Consider the following 17329-nt stretch of genomic DNA (forward strand, 5'->3'; position numbering starts at 1 on the left):
AGGAGGAAGCCATGAGCGTGCTCGACATCGCCAAGGGCATGGGCGTGACCCTGGGCAAGCTGTTTCAGAAGCCTGTCACCGTGAGCTACCCGGAAGAGCGGGCCACCCTCCAGCCGCGCTTCCGGGGACGGCACGTGCTGACCCGCCACCCCAGCACCGGGCTCGAAAAGTGCATCGGCTGCTCGCTGTGCGCCGCCGCGTGCCCCGCCTACGCGATCTACGTGGAGGCCGCCGAGAACGACCCCCAGAACCCCACCAGCCCCGGCGAGCGCTACGCCAAGGTCTACGAGATCAACATGCTGCGCTGCATCTTCTGCGGACTGTGCGAGGAAGCCTGCCCCACGGGGGCGGTCGTGCTGGGCAACGAGTTCGAGATGGCCGACTACCGCTACCGCGACCTCGTGTACGGCAAGGAAGACATGCTCGTGGGCGTGGACGGCTCGCTGCCGCAGCGCCGCGAGGCCGCCCGCACCGGCAAGCCCCTGCGCCGGGGCTTCCGGGTGGAGGGCGGCGCCCGCAAGGAACTGGAAGGGGTGGAGTACCCGACATGACCCAGGCGACTGACCTCAACTTCATTCCGGCCGGGGGGCAGCCATGATCGCCTTCATTCTTCTGGGAGCGCTCGCCCTCGTCGGCGCGGTGGTCACCGTCGCGGCCCGCAACGCCGTTCACGCGGCGCTGGGGCTGGTGGGCACCCTGCTGAGCGTGGCGGGGCTCTTTGCCAGCCTCAGCGCGTCCTTCCTGGCAGCGGTGCAGGTCATCGTGTACGCCGGGGCGATTCTGGTGCTGTTTCTCTTCGTGATTATGCTGCTCAACGCCAATCAGCCCATCACCGGGCGCGACCCGGTGCCTTTCGTGCGGGAGCTGGCGGGCCTCGGCGGGGTGATTCTGGCGGGGGCGCTCGCCGTGATCGCCTTTTCCTACCGCGACCCCCGCCCGCTCGCCGAGAGCGCCGAGGCGCTGCGCGGCGGCACGGCGGGCGCGGTGGGCGAAACGCTGCTGACCCGCTTCCTGCTGCCCTTCGAGGCGGTGAGCATCCTGCTGCTCGTCGCCATCGTGGGGTCGGTGGCGCTCGTCAAGCGGCCGGTGCCCCAGCCCGACGGCCTGACTGACGCCGAGGGCGTGGCGCTGCCCGGCGAGGCGCCCGAACGCACCGCCCCGGAAGGCGGGGTGAGGGCCTGATGGACATGGCACCGACCGCCTACTACGTGGCCCTCTCGGGACTGCTCTTTGCCATCGGGATGATCGGGGTGCTGACCCGACGCACGGCGATCATGATCTTCCTCTCGGTGGAGCTGATGCTGAACGCCGCCAACCTCGCGCTCGTGGCCTTTGCCCGGTCGTGGGGCGACCTCGCCGGGCAGACGGCCGTCTTTATCGTGATGACGCTCGCCGCCGCCGAGGTCGCCATCGGCCTCGCCATCATCGTCGCCATCTTCCGCAAGCGTGAGACGACCAACGTGGACGACCTCGCGACCCTGAAAGGCTGAGTCTGCGCGTGCCCCTGTATCTGCTTCCCCTGCTGCCGCTGATCGGCTTCGCGCTGCTGATGCTCTTTCCCCGCCTCTTTCCCGGCAAGACGGGCGGCTGGCTCGCGTCGGGCACGGTGCTGGCGAGCTTCGTCATCGCTGTGATGCGCTACCTCGGCCAGGGAGACGAACCTGCACGCGAGGTGTTGTGGACTTGGCTGCCCAACATGGCGCTCAATGCCAACCTGTCGGTGGGGTTCTGGTACGACCAGCTTTCCGCACTGATGGCCCTGATCATCACGGGCGTGGGCTTCCTGATTCACCTGTACTCGGTGAGCTACATGGGCCACGACCGCCAGTTCACGCGCTTTTTCGCGTTCCTGAACTTCTTCGTGGCGATGATGCTGATTCTGGTGCTGGCCGACTCCTATCCCCTGATGTTCGTGGGCTGGGAAGGGGTGGGGATGGCGTCCTACCTCCTGATCGGCTTCTGGTTCTCGGGCCGCAACTCGGAGGCGTCCGACAAGGATATCCGGGAGGCCAGCGACCGCGAGGGCGTGGCGAACTCCAACGCCGCCCGTAAGGCCTTCATCATGAACCGCATCGGGGACCTCGGCTTCATGCTGGGGATGTTCCTGATCTACCGGCTGTACGGCACGCTGGTCATCCCTGAACTCGCTGAGCGGGTGGAGGGGGCGCAGGTGGCCCTCGCCGGAATCGAACTCGCCTGCCTCTTCCTGCTGGTCGGCGCGGTGGGCAAGTCGGGCCAGCTCCCGCTGACGACCTGGCTGCCGGACGCGATGGCCGGTCCTACGCCCGTCTCCGCCCTCATCCACGCCGCCACGATGGTCACGGCGGGCGTGTACCTGATCGCCCGCAGCCACTTCCTGTATGACCTCGCGCCGACGGCCTCCACCTGGGTGGCCTGGGTTGGGGGTCTGACCGCGCTGTACGGGGCCTTGTCGGCCCTCAACCAGCACGACATCAAGAAGATTCTGGCCTACTCCACCGTCTCGCAGCTCGGCTACATGTTCCTGGCGGTGGGCATCGGGGCGTACTCGGCGGGCGTGTTCCACCTGCTGACGCACGCCTTTTTCAAGGCGTTGCTCTTTCTCTCGGCGGGCGCGGTGATTCACGCGCTGCACGAGGAGCAGGACGTGCGGCGCATGGGCGGGATGCGGAAGTTCATGCCCTTTACCCACATCACGGCCCTGATGGGCGTGCTGGCGATTGCCGGAATCCCCATCTGGAGCGGCTTTTTCTCCAAGGACGCGATTCTGGCTTCCGCCTTTGAAGCCAGCCCGTTCCTCTACGTGATCGGGCTGGGCGTGGCCTTCCTGACCGCCTACTACATGGGCCGCTGGTACTTCCTGGTGTGGCGCGGCGAGTACCGGGGCAACGTGGCGCACCCGCACGAGGCCGACGGGCTGATGAAGGTGCCGCTGGGCATCCTCGCGGCGCTGGCGACCTTCGCCGGGTTCCTGAATGTGCCGACCTTCCTGGGCGGCGGGCACGCCTTCGACGATTACCTGGGCCGGGCGATTCCGGTTCACGCCCACGAGATTCCCGTCTCGACCGAGTGGCTGCTGACGATCCTGGCGGTGGCCGCCGGGGTGGGCGGGCTGCTGTGGGCCTATTCCGAGCATCGCCGCCGCACGCTGGCCTCCGGGCCGCTGGGCGCGGCGAGCACGAACGCGCTGTACCTCGACCGGGTGTATGACGGGCTGGTCGCGGCTCCCAGCCGGGCGCTGGCCGCCGGGTTGGACGCGGTGGACCGGGGTGTGGACGGCACGCTGTCGGGCGTGGCCCGCAACAGCGCGGCTCCTGGTGGTCTGTTCTCGCGCTGGCAGAACGGCTTCGTGCGGACCTACGCAGTGTCCATGCTGCTGGGCACGGCCCTGCTGTTGGGCTACTGGGCGCTGCGGACGATTGGAGGCGGGGCGTGAGGAGCGGTCAGCGTTCAGTCGTCAGCCTTCAGCCGTCAACCGCCCGGCCCCTCGACTCCTCGATCGCTCGACGCCCCGGAGGGCAGCCGTGATTCACCTGATGATTTTCCTGCCCCTGCTGGGGGCGCTCCTGCTGCTGGTCACGCCGCGTACCTGGCGCGAGGAGGTGGCGGGCTTCGTCGCTGCGCTCACCCTGGGCCTGGGGCTGTGGCTGTGGCGTGACGGGGGAGCCGCTCTCTACAGCGCTCCCTGGGTTCCAGCGCTGGGCGCGACCTACTCGGTGGAACTCGCGGGGCCGAGCCTCGCGCTCGCGCTGATCACCGCGCTGATGACGCTGGTAGCCGTGATCTACGCGGCCCGCCGCATCGAGAATCCCGGCACCATGCTTGCCCTGGTGCTGGCGATGGAGTCGGCGTTGCTGGGCATCTTCGCCGCCCGTGACCTCGTGCTGTTCTACGTGTTCTTCGAGGCGGCGCTGCTGCCTTCCCTCCTGATGCTCGCGATCTACGGCGGGCCGGGGCGGATGCGGGCGCTCGTCAAGTTCGCGGCGTACACGCTGCTGGGCAGCCTGCTTATGCTGCTCTCGATCATCGGGGTGCGCTACTACGGGGGCAGCCCGACCTTCGCCCTGCGCGACCTCGTCGCCAATCCGGTGGAGGGCACGGCGCAGACGTGGCTGTACCTCGGTTTCCTCGCGGCGATGGCGGTCAAGCTGCCGCTGTGGCCGCTGCACGCCTGGCTGCCCGACTTTCACGAGCAAAACCATCCCAGCGGCGTGCCCGACGTGATGGGCACCCTGTACAAGGTGGGCGGCTACGGCCTGTTCGCCTTCGCGCTGCCCCTGTTCCCGGACGCCTCGCTGGAGTTGCGCCCGATTCTGATGGCGCTCGCGGCCTTTACCGCGCTGTACGGCGCGTGGATCGCCTTCCGGCAGACGAACTGGAAGCGGCTGCTGGCCTATGCGGGCCTCTCCCACATGGGCATCGTGGGGCTGGGCATTTTCAGCCTGAATGAGACGGCCACCGTGGGGGCGCTGTACCTGCTGGCCTTTCAGAACGTGTATACCGGGGCGCTCTTTCTGGGAGTGGGGATGTTGCAGGAGCGCATCGGCAGCGTGGACACCCGAGTGGGCGGCGTGATGACGCAGGCGGGCGCCCTGAGCGGCCTGACGATGGCGCTGTGGTTCGCCTCCATCGCGGTGCCGGGACTGGCAGGCTTTATCGGGGAGTTCAGCGTGCTGCTGGGGGCCTACCAGGTTGCGCCGTGGCTGGCCTTTATCGCCGGGCTCTCCACCATCGCCGCCGCCGCCTACGCGCTGACGGCCTTCCAGACGACCTTCTGGCAGGGGCGTCCGCTGGGGTCGGTGCGGGTGGCCGACCTGCGGCAGACCGAGTGGCTGGTGCTGGGCATCCCGCTGGCGGTGGCCCTGCTGTTCGGGGTGTACTCGGCCCCGGCCCTGAACCTGATTCAACCCGCCGTGCGCGGGGTGCTCTCTGCCCTGGGAGGAAGCTGAATGCTCACGGCTCCTGATATCGCCCTCGCGCCGCTGCTGCCCATCCTGCTGGTGCTGGCCGGGGCCATTTCCAGCACGGTGCTGGGCTTTCACCTGCCCCGGCGCACGCTGACCTATATCAACCTCGCGCTGCTGGTCCTGAGTGGGATTGCGATGGGCCTGCTGTGGAGCGGTCCCGGTGAGGTGCCCGCGACAGCCTTCGGCGGCGGCCTGCAAGCCGACAACGCGGCCATTCTGCTGGGCCTGACCATCGTGGTGGGCAGCGTCATGACCCTGCTGGTGAGCCTGGACACCGCCTACCGCGCCCGCGTGAGCTTTCCCGAGTTCGACGCGATGCTGATGTACGCGATCACTGGGACGCTGCTGATCGCCTTTTCGGGCGACCTGATCGTGATGCTGATTGGGCTGGAGGTCATGAGCCTGGCGAGCTACGTGCTGGCGACCCTGCAAGACTCGCGCCGCGCCGAGGAGTCCGGACTGAAGTACTTCCTGCTGGGCTCGGCGGGCAGCGCCATCCTGATCTACGGCCTCGCGCTGGTGTATGGGGCGACGGGCAGCCTGAGCTACGCGGGCATCGCGGAGGCGACAGCGGGCCTGACTCCCGGCAACCTCGGGCTGCTGGTGGGGGGGGCGCTGCTACTGCTGGCAGGCTTCGGGTTCAAGGTGGCGCTGGCGCCCTTCCACCAGTGGACGCCCGACGTGTACTCCGGGGCGCCCACCTCGGTCAGCCTGTTCCTGAGCACGGTGGTCAAGGTTGCGGCCTTCGCGGGGATGCTGCGCGTCTTCGGCGGGGCGCTGCAAAACGCGCCCTTCTGGGCCTCGGCGCTCCAGATCTTGATCGCGGCGACCCTGATCATCGGCAACGCGGCCTCGCTCTTCCAGACCAACTTCAAGCGGATGCTGGCGTACTCGGCGGTCGCGCACACCGGCTTCGTGGCGATGACCCTGCTGGGCACGCCGGGACTGGGCGGGGCGGCGCTGGGCTACTACCTCCTGATCTACACCCTGATGACGGCGGCGGCGCTGGCGATTGTGGCCGCGCTGCAACGGACGGAAGCGGGAATGGAAATCAACGACTTGCGCGGGTTGTACTACCGGCACCCTGGCTACGCCATCGCGCTCGCGGTGTGCCTCGCCAGCCTCGCGGGGCTGCCGCCCTTTGCGGGGTTCTTCGGCAAGTATCTCGCGTTCCAGGCCGCGTTCCAGAACGGGTACGTCTGGCTGAGCATCCTTGCGGTGCTGGCGAGCGTGGCCGCGCTGGTGTACTACCTGCGCCCCGCCATGCTGATGTTCATGCCCGACCGCACCCCCGCCCGCGAGTACGCGCACGGCCAGCGCCCGGCGACCAACCTGACGGTCGCGCTGGGCGTCGCCGGAATCACGGTGTTGGGACTGCTGCCCAACCTCTGGTACGGGTGGGTGGCGGACCCGGCGATCTGGGAGCTGCTGGCGGGGCGGTAGAGGAGCGGCCAGCTTCCAGCGACCAACTAGATAGGAGAGCGGATGCTTCGGCACTCGCTCTCTTTTTGCTGGCGGCTGGAAGCTGGCCGCCTACTCCCGCTGCGCCTGCCCGTACTTCATCCGGTAGCGGCTGCGGCTGGCCGCTTCCAGCAGGTCGGCGGGGGTGGAGGTGTCCGGGCTGGTGGTCGCCGCCCCCACCGAGGCCCGCAGGGGGAGGTCGCGGTAGCTCAGGCCGTCCAGCGAGGCCATCAGGCTGTCCGAGAGGCTCCCGATCTCGGCGGGGCCGACGTTGTCGAGCAGCACGGCGAACTCGTCCGGTCCCCAGCGGAAGACGAGGTCGCCCCGGCGCTTCTGGGCTTGGAGGCGGGCGGCGAGGTCGCGCAGCACCTCGTCCCCGGCGCCGCGCCCGTACTTCTCGTTCACGGCCCGGAAGCCGCTGAGGTCCACCAGCAGCAGGCCCAGCGGGCGCCCGGCGCGGCCCGGCCAGCGGTGCTCGACGGCGCGGGTAAAGGCGAGGCGGTTGCCCATGCCGGTCAGGGGATCGCGGGTGCCCAGCGTCCGCAGGGTCCACCAGCGTTCCAGTGCGACGAGGGCCATGCCCAGAATCGCGGCGACCGAGACGGTCACGCCGGGGAACCAGACGTTGACCAGCCACAGCGGGGCCGCCAGCGCCAGCGTGCCCAGCGCGATGCCGAAGCCCCACAGCCCACCCAGCCACGCGGCCAGTGCCGCCGCCGTGACCGCGAGCAGCGCGACCAGCCAGCCCGGCAGCAGGGTGGGCGGCGGCGCGAGCAGGGTGGACACGGCCTGAGCTTGCAGCACGGGCAGGGGAGTGGGCTGCCCGGCGGGGTCGAGCAGGGTGCTGCCGGGCTCGCTGGCCGCCGTCACCCCCAGGATCACCACCCGCCCCTGGAGGTCTCCGAAACGCACGTTGCCGTTCACCACGTCCCGGAACGGGATGGCGGCGAGGCGGCTGGCGTCGCGCCGAAACTGCCGCAGCAGTCGGGGCTGGGGGTCCAGCGGCACCGTCTGCCCCGCACTCACGGCCAGCTGGCGCGAGAAGCTGGGCAGCAGGTCGCCCGAGGGGTCGGGAAGGGCCGTCCGGAAGCGCCGCACCACTCCACTCGGGTCGGGGTCCAGGGTCACCACGCCCGTGGGGAGGCGCTGGCCCTCCAGGGCACCCAGCGGCTCGCCGGGCGTGCTCGACAGCACCACGTTGGGCCGGGCAAACACCCAGGCGAGGTCCGGCGTCCGCGCCAGCGCCGAGAGCCGGGGGTCGAGGCCCACCGTCTGGACCCCCGCCTGATCCAGCGTGTTCAGGGCCTGCGCGTACAGCTCGGGGGGCCACACGGTGGGCGGCCCATAGTCCCGCAGCGACGTGTCGTCCACCCCCACGACCACCACCCGCCCGTCCGGGGGCGCGGGAAGGGCACGGTTGAGACTGTCCCACAGTCGCCCGTTCTGCGGAAAGAGCAGGCCTGCGCCCAGCCCCAGGAGAGCGGCGGCGGGCACGGTCAGCCGGGAGAGGGGCCGTTCCCCACCGCCCCGGCGGCGCTCAGGGGAGGACCGCATACGCCTCGTTTCCAGCCTCGTCGCGTACGGTGACCCGCACCGGGGTGCCCTCCGGTGGGGCGGGCAGGGGGAGGTCCAGCACGGACGCCCCGTCGGGCCCCACTGCCACCCGGCGGGTCTGGGTGTCCGTGCCCAGCCGCAGGGTCAGCGTGAGGCGCCCGGCGCGGGTCTGGGCAGTGCCGAGGTCGCGCAGGGTGCCCGTCACGCGAAGCAGCCGTCCCTCGCGCTCTGCCCGCAGTCCGGTCAGGGTGGGGGCGGTGCGGTCCACGACGACCGTAACCCGCCGGGTGCGCCGCTGCCCGCGCCAGTCGGCCCGGACTTCCACCCGTGCCTCGCCCTCGGGGAGGCTGGCCCCGGCGAGCTGAAAGCGGCCCGGCTGCCCGGCCACAGGTGCGAGCGGCAGCACCCGGCTTCCTACCAGGGCACTCACGGCCGCCCCCGGCTGGGTGGTCACCCCCAGGACGAGGGACCGCGCCGGGCTGCTTACCGGGTCCAGCCGCAGGACGAGGGGCGTCTGCGCCTGCGCGTCCAGCGCCGAGTTCGGCAGGGGGGTCGCTCTATTCCCGGTCGCCGCCGCAAAGACCCCGAAGGTCTTGCGCAGGCCAGTAACCCCCACCGCGAAGGCGCTGCCCCGCAGCGTGCTCCCCACCAGCGCGGGTTGTCCCGCCCCACTGCGGACCACGTTCCAGGCCTGCCCGCGCAGCAGGCCCAGGGTGGTCGTGCCTGCTTCCGGCCCCGCCGTGGCTGTCAGTTCACTGTTCTCCTGAAGCCGCAAGTAGCCGCCACCCAGAAAGCCCACTTCCGCCCAGGCACCCGCCCCGGTGCTCAGGCGGGTGCCGGGGTCCAGGGTCGCCCCCACCCGCGCCACCGTGCGCGTGCCGCCCGCCGTGAGGTACACCGGGCCGCGCGTGGCCTGCACGCTGGCCCGCCCGGTGCCTGTCAGCCGGGGGGCGTACCAGGGAGCCTCCTCCTCGCGGAAGGCGGTCACCCGGCCGGTGCCCACAGCGATGGCCTGTCCCGCCTTCAGCCGCGTGGCCTTGCCCGCGACCGTCACCCGCGCCCCGCCCGCCAGCACCGCAACCCGCTTGAGGCCCCCCACACCCAGGTCGGCCCGTGCCTGCGCCCCGGCGTCCAGCGTGACGGGTTGCCCCAGCGCCGTCAGGCTCAGCGGCCCCAGCAGCAGGAAACGGCCCTCCTGAAGCTCGGCCCGCCCGCCCGTCACCCGCAGCCGCGAGGAAGGGCCGAGGAGGAGTTTGCCCGTCGTCCCATTGCGAAGGGTGGTCCACACTGCGCCGTCGCCTCCCGTCCGCAGGCCCGCCGTGACGGTCGCGGGAACCCGCAGGGGCACCCACCGACCCCCCGTCAGCGTCTCGGCGCGGCCCTGAAGCTGCTCGGCCTTGACGAGGGGGGATGGGCCGGAAGCCGCGTCCGCTGCCGGTCCCAGCAGCGCCGCGAGCAGGGCCGTGCGCAGGGGCAGGGAGGCGCGGGGCACGGGAGGCAGGCTCATACGGATTCCGGTTGAACAGTGACCACCCTGTTCAACCCGAGCAGAGCGAGAAGGAACACAACGGTCGCCGGGAAAGAAGTGATCCAGCCGGCGGTCTCCCGGTTGAATAACGAATTGGACGGGAACCGCATCACCCGGCCAGTCTACCGGGTCGCCCCTGCCGGGCACTCGGCAAAACACCACGAAGGACCGCGCCCATAGGGAGCCCGCCCTATACTGCCCGCCGTGCTTGTCGCCTTGCAGGACGCCACCAAGGAATATGGCCCCCTCACCGTGCTGTCGGAGATCACCTTCGCCGTGCAGCCCGGCGACCGGGTGGGGCTGGTGGGGCGCAACGGGGCGGGCAAGAGCACCCTGCTGCGGCTGCTGACGGGCGAACTCAAGCCCGACGGCGGCACCGTGCGCCGGGCACCGGGTGTGCGGGCGCGGGCCTTGCGGCAAGACCCCACCTTCCCCAAGGGCGCGACCGTGGACAGCGTGCTGGACTCGGCCTTCCACGACCTCGACGCGCTGGAGGCCGAGTTGAGCCAGGCGGCGGCGGCGATGGCGAGTGGCACCCCCGAAAGCGTGCTGCACCACGAGGCCGTGCTGGAGCACTACGTCCGCCGGGGGGGCTTCGAGCGCCGCAGCCGCAAGGAGGCGGTGACGCTGGCCTTCGGCTTCCGGGGCCGTGAGAATGACCCGGTGGCCGGGCTCTCCGGCGGTGAGCGCACCCGCCTGGGCCTCGCCGCGCTGCTCGTCGAGAACCCCGACGTGCTGCTCCTCGACGAGCCCACCAACCACCTCGATATCGTGATGGTGGAGTGGCTGGAGGGCTTTCTCTCGCGCTACCCCGGCGCCGTGCTGGTCATCAGCCACGACCGCGCCTTCCTGGACGCCGTGACGAACGAGACGGCCTACCTGCGCGGCGGCGGGCTGAGCCTCTACAAGGGCGGCTACACCACCTTCCGCGAGACGCTGGCCGCCGAACAGGAGCAGCAGGCCGCGCAGCACGCGCAGGACGCCAAACAGATCGCTTCTCTCCAGTCCAGCGCCGACCGCATGAAAATCTGGGGCCTGGGCATGAGCAAGCTCGCCCGCCGCGCCAAGGCGATGCAGGCCCGCGTGGACCGGATGCAGGCCCGCGCCACGGCCGCCCCGCCCCCGGAGGAACGCTCCACCCGCATCACTTTCCACGCGCCGGAGAGCGGCGACGTGGTGCTCGACGCCCGGCACCTCACGAAGACGTTGGGCGGCCGGACCCTCTTCCGGGACGTAAATGTGCAACTGCGCCGGGGCGACCGGGTGGCGATCATCGGGCGCAACGGGGCGGGGAAAACCACCCTGCTGCGTGCCCTGCTGGGCATGGACCCCTCCGACGATCCGCGCGGGCGGGTGCTGACGGGCGCCCGCGTCAGCGTGGGCTACTACGATCAGGCGCTGCGCGGGGTGGACCCCGGACGAACCCTCTACGACGTGGCCCGCGAGTACGTGCAAAAGGACTTCGAGGCCCACAACCTGCTGGGCACCTTCCTGTTTCCCTACGACCAGCACGACAAGCAGGCCCGCATCCTCTCGGGCGGCGAGCGGGCTCGGCTGGCCCTCCTCAAGCTCGCGCAGGAGGACCACAACCTCCTCGTGCTCGACGAGCCGACCAACCACCTCGACATGGAGATGGTCGAGGCGCTGGAGGACGCCCTCTCGGCCTATTCGGGCACCCTCCTCATGGTGAGCCACGACCGCGCCTTCATCGAGGGACTGGCCGACCGTCTCTGGCTGATCGAGGACGGCGTGTTCTACGAGTACCCCGGCTGGGCCGACTACCGCGAGAAGCACCGCCCTGCCGTGGTGGAGGAGGTCAAGACCGCCCCGAAGCCGAGCGTGGCGCCTGCTCCGAAGGGCAAGGGCCTGTGGCACCTCAAGCGTGAGGTCGAGGCGCTGGAAGCTGAGATCGCCCGCTTGGAGGCTGACTTGGAGGAGGCCCAGGCGGCCCTCGCCGCCGCCGCCCCGGACGCCGATTTCGTGGCGCTGGGGCAGGCCGCGCACGACCTCGAGGTGCGGTTGGAAGCAAAGATGACCGCCTGGAGCGAGAAGCAGGCCGAGGTGGAGGCGCGGGGGGGATAGGGGCCTGACTCCCCCGTGTCGGCGATCAGATATGCGAAGACCTTAGCGTCTCAAGGTGGATATCGCAGGCGAGCAGCGCACAGGAAACGCCACCTTCGACGTTGACTTCCAGTGTCGTCATGGCTGTATTGGTGTGTAGGCCACGCCTCTCGGCCCAGGCTTCGCGGGTGTTCCAGCCCAGCAGGGTGCAGAGCAGCGCTGTGATCGTCACACCATGCGAGACGATGACGACGTGTTCGCCTGCCTGAAGTGACAGGGCGTCGTAAAAAGCGCGTACGCGCCACGCCACGTCATCCATGCTTTCCCCATCTGGCCCGCCCTGAAAAGGCCAGGCTTCAAAAGCGGCTGCGTCGAGCGCAGCGATTTCTGTAAATGTCAGACCTTCCCAGGTGCCGATGTTCATTTCACGTAGCTGTGGTGTAACGACGGCATTGATGTGCAGCGCCTCTTCAATGGGTGCGGCTGTCTGTCGGGCACGGCAAAGGTCACTGGTGTACAGCCGTGTCGGGGGGCGCTCATGCTGAGCCAGTCGTGCAGCGAGCAGGCGAGCCTGCGCGTGCCCACTTTCATCGAGGGGAATATCCACCCAGCCCTGAAAACGTCCTGCGGCGTTATGAGCTGTACGGCCATGTCGCACGAGTGTCACGAGAGCACTCATTGGGGTTGTCCCATGAGGCGTGTGGCAAGGGCTATATGGGGATCAAGGTTCGGGAGCGGCGCTGCGAAGAGGACGGCAAAAAGGTTGCCGCTGCTGATCTGAATGCTCACACGCTGCATCGTAGATCAGCGAGCGCCACCTCTTACAACCCCGCCGGGTAAGTGTCCGGCACCTCCCCTTCCTCCTCCACCCCGGAGGTCGCGTCCAGCGGCACCAGCGCCGTCGTCCGGTCGAAGTGCACCAGGGCGTCGTACATGGCCGCCGGGCGGGTGTGGACGTAGTGGCTCCAGCGCTCGGTCTCGGGGCGGTAGATCACGCCGATAAAGCGCTGCAAGGTTTCCTCGCCCAGCACGTCCGCTACCTCCGGCACCCGCAGGTCCAGCCAGAAGTCGCCGCCGACCGCGTGCAGCCGCTCTTCCAGGCTGCCCTTCATGCCGGGGCGCACCCGTTTGGTGCGGGCGGGTTCGTCCCAGTCGTCCGAGGCGGTCACGCTGCCGTGGTGGGTGGTCTGCCCGAGGATGAAGGTTTCATCCGGCCACCGCTCGCGCACAAGCTGCCCGAGGTTGAGTTCGCCCCGCGCCCACCCCATCTCGCTCGCGCGGGCGTCTCCCAGGTGCGAGTTGTGCGCCCAGACCACGACTTTTTGCGGTCGCCCCCCAGCCTCGCCGTGTTCGACCAGTGTCGCCAGCGTCTCGGCCATATGCGAGTCGCGGATATTCCACGATTCCTCGCGGCCCCGGAACATGGAGCGGTAATAGCTTTCGGCGTTCTTGGCGAGGCGGGCGTTCTGCTCGGCGTAGAAAAGTTCGTCGCCGCCCAACGGCCCGTGCGCGGTGTCCGGCCCGCGGCGCTGGAGTTCGAGGAGTTGGGCGACGGCGGCGTCCTCGCACGGCTCCTGGCGGCCGTATTCGGTGGCGTACCCGTACGCCTGTGGGTTGTCCCCGAAGTGGTCGAAGCAGGCGTAGCGCTTCCGGGCGCGGCCCGCCGCCTCGGGGTCCACTCCTTCCAGATAGCGCACGACCTCCGAGACCGAGCGGTGCAGGCTGTAGAGGTCGAGGCCGTAGAAGCCCGCCTCCCGCCCTGGGTGCCGCACGCCAAAGTCCCGCAGCCAGCGGGCGAACTCGGCCACGTCCTCGTTGCGCCACATCCAGCGGGGAAAGCGGGAGAAGTCGCTCAGGGCCTCTATCGCGTCCCCGTCTTCCCCCTGGCCGCGCACCCAGCGGTTGACCCGGTAGGCGTCGGGCCAGTCGGCTTCTGCGGCGACGGCGGTAAAGCCCTTCTCCTCAATCAGCCGCCGGGTCAGCCGCGCCCGCTCGCGGTAGAACTCGTGGGTGCCGTGTGAGGCCTCCCCGATCAGCACGAAGCGGGCCTCCCCGATCCGTTCCAGCAGGGCGCCGTAGTCGGCAGAGGCTCCGGTCAGGGGCCGGGCGGCGGTCTGGAGGGGGTCGGTCATGGTCACTCCTGAGGGTGGGCGGCGCGGATCAGGGCCTCGCGCACTTCCTCGTCGGTCGTCTGGGCGAAGTCGCGGTAGAACTGGCCCACGGCCATGAAGTCGGCTGGGGTGTGGAGGCAGATCACCTCGTCGGCCTGGGTTGCCAGGGCGCGGGCCGTCTCGGGTGGGGCGACGGGCACAGCCACGACGACGCGGGCGGGGGAGAGTGCTCGCAGTGCCAGCAACCCCGCCCGCAGGGTCGCCCCGGTCGCCACGCCGTCGTCCACGAGGAGCACAGTGCGTCCGGTGACGGGGGCGGGGGTGCGGCCCTCCCGGTACACCTGCTCCCGGCGGGCGAGTTCGGCGCGTTCTCGGGCTTCTACCGCTGCAATCGCGTCCGGCGTCACCCCCGCGCGGTGAATCAGGTCATGGTTCAGGTAGCGCACGCCCCCGGAGGCGACGGCGCCCATCGCCACCTCCTCGTAACCGGGGAGGCCCAGCTTGCGCACCAGAAACACGTCGAGCGGTGCCCCCAGCGCCCGCGCCACCTCCGCGCCCACGGGGACGCCTCCACGCGGCAGGGCCAGGACGGTGGTATTCGGCCAGGCGCCCCGCTCGCTCAGCCGGGCGGCGAGCTGCTCGCCCGCGTCCCGGCGGTTCAGGAAGGGAGGATAGGACATGGTGGACCTCGCCCCGATTGTGGACAGGTGGCCCGGCCCGCGCCACCCCGACTCGCTTTACCCGGCTGGGGCAGTGGCCTCACGCGGGGCGCCCACAGGGGAGAGCCGCACGAGGAAGGGCGCGGCGAGGTCGGTATTGTCCACCAGCACGCCCGCGTGCCGCTCAGGGTCGGCCTCGCGGAAATACAGGCGATTTCCCTCCACGTAACGCCGGTTGGACTCCGCCTGCGGGTTGGGCGAGCCGTACTCCGGCCCCCGCGCCGCCCCACGCGGCACCGACACCTCGAAGGGGACGCGCAAGAAGACCGAATCGTCCCACACGCCCCGCAACTCCGGGCGGTGCAGGAAGAGACCGTCCACGATCAGGACGCTGCCGGGCAGGGTGACCCGCTCCGGCTCCTGTACGGGCGAGTCGGTGGTGTGGTCGAAGATTGCCGTGTGGTAGCGCCCCGAGCCCCCCGGCCCAAGGGGATCAAGCAGCGCCGAGCGCAGGCCCGCAAGGTCGTAGGAGTCCCGGTAGAACCCCTCCGGCGAGGTGCGGCCCCGGCGGTAGCGCACGGCCCTGGGAGCATGAAAGCCGTCTATCGAAGCTCGGATAACGGTTTGGCCCCTCGCCCGCAAAGCCTCCGCCAATTCGTCCGCAAAAGTGGTTTTGCCCGCGCCGTCCACCCCGTCCACGGCCACGCGCAGGACCGGGGCGGCGGGCTGGGCTTCGAGGCGGTCAGCGAGGGCAGCCAGCAGCCCTGCACGGACGCTCACAGCTTCAGGTCGCCCTTCTCCGTCACGTTCAGGCCCTGCGCCACGTCCCGCGCGGCGGTCTGGCGTTCGCGGTCGAGGTAGGTCTGGGCCTGCGAGACCTCGCGCCCCAGCACCTGAATGGTGTCCTTGAAACGGTCGAGGGCCTGGGTGCGGTAGGTGCTGATCGCGTCGAGCGCCCCATACACCTCGCGGAAGGCCTGCTGAATCACCTGCGGGTCCACCGTCGCGCTGCCCGCCTGCCGCTGAATCTCGGTGGACTGCTGCCTCAGCAGGCTGGCGGTCGAACCGATCATCTTGCCCGTCGTGTCGTTGATCGCCGTGACCTGACCCAGCACCGCCTGCTGGGTGCCCAGCGCCTGCGCGACCATGATGGCGGTCCGCAGCGCACTCACCGTCGTGGTGGTCGCCCGGTCCACCCCCTTGATCAGTTCGAGGTTATTGCGCCGCACGAGGTCGAGGGCGAGGTACCCCTGAATCGCCACCGCGAGTTGCGTCAGCAGGTCGGTCACCCGCTGCCGCACCGCGAACAGCAGTTCCTCCCGGACCACGCGGGCCTTTTCGGGGTCGGTCTGTTCCAGCGTGTGCAGCCGCGTGGTGAGCGCCTCGTCCACCGCTGTCCCGACGTGGGCGTACTGGCGCAGCTTCTGCATGGTTTCCCAGAGGTGGACCTTTTCCGTCTCGATGCTGGCGTTGTCCCGGCGCAGTTCGTCCTGCGAGCGGTAGAGCGTCTCCAGAATCCCGTTGAGGTGGCTCTGGGCGCTCTGGTAGCGGTCCATCGCGCCCACGGCCTTGCGGCCGCCCGGCAGCTTGCGCAGGAAGCCCCGCGCGGTCGGCGTGCGGGTGGGGTCAAGGTCTTCCACCGTGCGCCGCAGGTCGGTCAGGCCCTTGAGGATGTCGCTGCCCTCCGCGAGCGAGCCCGCCTTGGTCGCCCGCAGGGGCCGCTCCAGCATCCGGCTGGACACCTGCGCCGCCGCCCGCTGCTCGGGCACGCCGAGGTCATGCACGGCGTCGAGCTTGCGCTTGAAGTCGGGGCTGTGCGTTCCGGCGTGCAGCACGTCCTCGACAAAGGCCCGCGCCATCGTGTCGAGACGGGTCCGGTCCTCGGCCGAGAGGGGCACCATCTCCGGGGCCTCCTGTGCCTGGACCGGGGCCACCGCCTCGGGCGCTTGCAGCAGGGTGTCGGGCGGGGTCAGGGGGCCGGGCTTGTCAGCACTCATGTCCCACAGTACGCCGGACGGGGGCGGGAAGTTGCGTCGGGGAAAAGGTGAATGAGCGGCCAGTCGCCCGTGTGCAGTCGCCAGCAAAAAGCCCCACGCGCCGGAGCGGGTGGGGTCGGAAAGGGGAGGGAATGGTCAGCGGGCCTGACCGGTGCCGGTACCCGTACCGAGCTGAATCGGGCGCCCTGCCGCGTCCACGAGTTGCACGCGGGTGAAGGTCCCCGGCACCCGCACCAGCGTCCATGGGCTGGTGAGGGCCTGGGTGGTGATCGCCCCCGGTCCCGGAGCACGGATGTTCACGGTCAGGGTGAGGACGCCGTTCTGCACGCTGGCCCCGGTGACCTGAACGCCGTAACCCCCGGTGGGCCGCTGCCCCAGGAAGACGCCGACGACTGTTTCGCCAGAGCGCAGGGTGGGCACGGCGGGCGTCCCGGTCTGGTTGCCGTAGGCGACGCGGTACAGGGCATTCAGCGCACTCTGGGTCGTGGCGACCTGCACGGCGGGGTCGGAAACGGCGGCGTTGGTGCCGCTGGCGAGTTCGGTGACGGTCACGCGGCCTCCGGGAACGGGGGTGACGATAGGGTCGGTGGTCCCCACCGGGGGCGTCGTGGCGGGCGGAGTGGTCGGCGTCTCGGTCACCGTACCCGTCGCTCCCGGCGCGTTGGGGGCGAAGGTGACGAGGCCCGTGGGCAGTCCGGCCTGCGTCAGCCGCCCCAGCACGGCGACCCGCTGCACGGCGGTGCCGACGGTGACGCGCACGCGGCCCTGGGTGGGGTCGAGTTCCAGCGCACTCAGGCCGGGCAGCCCCTGGAGCGCTGCCGCCGCCGCCTGAAGCTGGGCAGCCGTGTAGCCCGACGGGTAGGTGGTGCGCTCCGGCGTGGTCTGAACGGGGACCGTCTGGGTGGGGGCGCTCAGGGGTGTGGCGGGAATGGTATTGACGCTTTGCGCGGCGGCGAGGGTGCCCGCGCCCAGGGTCAGGGTCAGAAGGAGGATCCGGGTCATGGTCCCAGCC

General features: G+C 70.2%; 15 protein-coding genes. 7 read left to right on the plus strand and 8 right to left on the minus strand.

Annotated elements, in window-relative coordinates:
- Nucleotides 1-11 precede the first annotated feature (11 nt).
- The 6 genes from nuoI (at nt 12) to F8S09_RS00890 (ending at nt 6389) form a co-directional block, all read left to right on the plus strand.
- On the plus strand, nt 12-551 hold the full coding sequence (gene nuoI / locus F8S09_RS00865; protein WP_152868143.1) for an NADH-quinone oxidoreductase subunit NuoI: 540 nt from the start codon (nt 12-14) through the stop codon (nt 549-551).
- Between the two features lie 43 nt (nt 552-594).
- Nucleotides 595-1182, plus strand: coding sequence for an NADH-quinone oxidoreductase subunit J family protein (locus tag F8S09_RS00870; protein WP_152868145.1), 588 nt, complete (start codon nt 595-597; stop codon nt 1180-1182).
- Between the two features lie 5 nt (nt 1183-1187).
- Nucleotides 1188-1490, plus strand: a complete 303-nt coding sequence (gene nuoK, locus F8S09_RS00875; protein ID WP_104991912.1) for an NADH-quinone oxidoreductase subunit NuoK — start codon at nt 1188-1190, stop codon at nt 1488-1490.
- Between the two features lie 8 nt (nt 1491-1498).
- The gene (gene nuoL, locus F8S09_RS00880) at nt 1499-3415 is read left to right on the plus strand and encodes an NADH-quinone oxidoreductase subunit L (RefSeq protein WP_322618395.1); all 1917 of its coding nucleotides are present in this window, start codon (nt 1499-1501) and stop codon (nt 3413-3415) included.
- Nucleotides 3416-3503: 88 nt separating this feature from the next.
- A complete protein-coding gene (locus tag F8S09_RS00885; protein WP_322618396.1) occupies nt 3504-4928 on the plus strand; it encodes an NADH-quinone oxidoreductase subunit M in 1425 nt (474 codons plus the stop codon).
- Entirely contained in the window at nt 4929-6389 is a 1461-nt protein-coding gene (locus F8S09_RS00890; RefSeq protein ID WP_152868149.1) for an NADH-quinone oxidoreductase subunit N, read from the plus strand.
- A gap of 90 nt (nt 6390-6479) precedes the next feature.
- On the opposite strand, the gene F8S09_RS00895 is transcribed toward F8S09_RS00890, so the two are convergent.
- Together F8S09_RS00895 and F8S09_RS00900 are read right to left on the minus strand one after the other, a co-directional pair.
- On the minus strand, nt 6480-7961 hold the full coding sequence (locus F8S09_RS00895; RefSeq protein WP_152868151.1) for a GGDEF domain-containing protein: 1482 nt from the start codon (nt 7959-7961) through the stop codon (nt 6480-6482).
- Complete coding sequence (locus F8S09_RS00900; RefSeq protein ID WP_152868153.1) at nt 7945-9468, minus strand: FecR family protein; 1524 nt, start codon at nt 9466-9468, stop codon at nt 7945-7947. The genes F8S09_RS00895 and F8S09_RS00900 overlap by 17 nt, the downstream gene beginning before the upstream one ends.
- 225 nt (nt 9469-9693) lie before the next feature.
- Between F8S09_RS00900 and F8S09_RS00905 the strand changes: the two genes are divergently transcribed.
- Nucleotides 9694-11571, plus strand: coding sequence for an ABC-F family ATP-binding cassette domain-containing protein (locus F8S09_RS00905; protein ID WP_322618397.1), 1878 nt, complete (start codon nt 9694-9696; stop codon nt 11569-11571).
- Nucleotides 11572-11596: 25 nt separating this feature from the next.
- Here F8S09_RS00905 and F8S09_RS00910 read toward each other — a convergent pair whose 3' ends face one another.
- The 6 genes from F8S09_RS00910 to F8S09_RS00935 all read right to left on the minus strand — a co-directional run bounded on the left by F8S09_RS00910 (nt 11597) and on the right by F8S09_RS00935 (nt 17319).
- Entirely contained in the window at nt 11597-12217 is a 621-nt protein-coding gene (locus F8S09_RS00910; RefSeq protein WP_194165180.1) for a histidine phosphatase family protein, read from the minus strand.
- 154 nt (nt 12218-12371) lie between these two features.
- The gene (locus F8S09_RS00915) at nt 12372-13682 is read right to left on the minus strand and encodes an erythromycin esterase family protein (protein WP_152868159.1); all 1311 of its coding nucleotides are present in this window, start codon (nt 13680-13682) and stop codon (nt 12372-12374) included.
- A 2-nt stretch (nt 13683-13684) separates the two neighbouring features.
- The gene (locus F8S09_RS00920) at nt 13685-14341 is read right to left on the minus strand and encodes a phosphoribosyltransferase (RefSeq protein ID WP_152868161.1); all 657 of its coding nucleotides are present in this window, start codon (nt 14339-14341) and stop codon (nt 13685-13687) included.
- A gap of 57 nt (nt 14342-14398) precedes the next feature.
- A complete protein-coding gene (locus tag F8S09_RS00925) occupies nt 14399-15100 on the minus strand; it encodes a nucleoside/nucleotide kinase family protein (protein WP_322618398.1) in 702 nt (233 codons plus the stop codon).
- Entirely contained in the window at nt 15097-16317 is a 1221-nt protein-coding gene (locus F8S09_RS00930; RefSeq protein WP_152868163.1) for a toxic anion resistance protein, read from the minus strand. The genes F8S09_RS00925 and F8S09_RS00930 overlap by 4 nt, the downstream gene beginning before the upstream one ends.
- A 135-nt stretch (nt 16318-16452) precedes the next feature.
- Complete coding sequence (locus F8S09_RS00935) at nt 16453-17319, minus strand: protease complex subunit PrcB family protein (protein WP_152868165.1); 867 nt, start codon at nt 17317-17319, stop codon at nt 16453-16455.
- Nucleotides 17320-17329 lie beyond the last annotated feature (10 nt).

It is taken from the genome of Deinococcus terrestris (genome assembly GCF_009377345.1).
Lineage (GTDB): Bacteria > Deinococcota > Deinococci > Deinococcales > Deinococcaceae > Deinococcus > Deinococcus terrestris.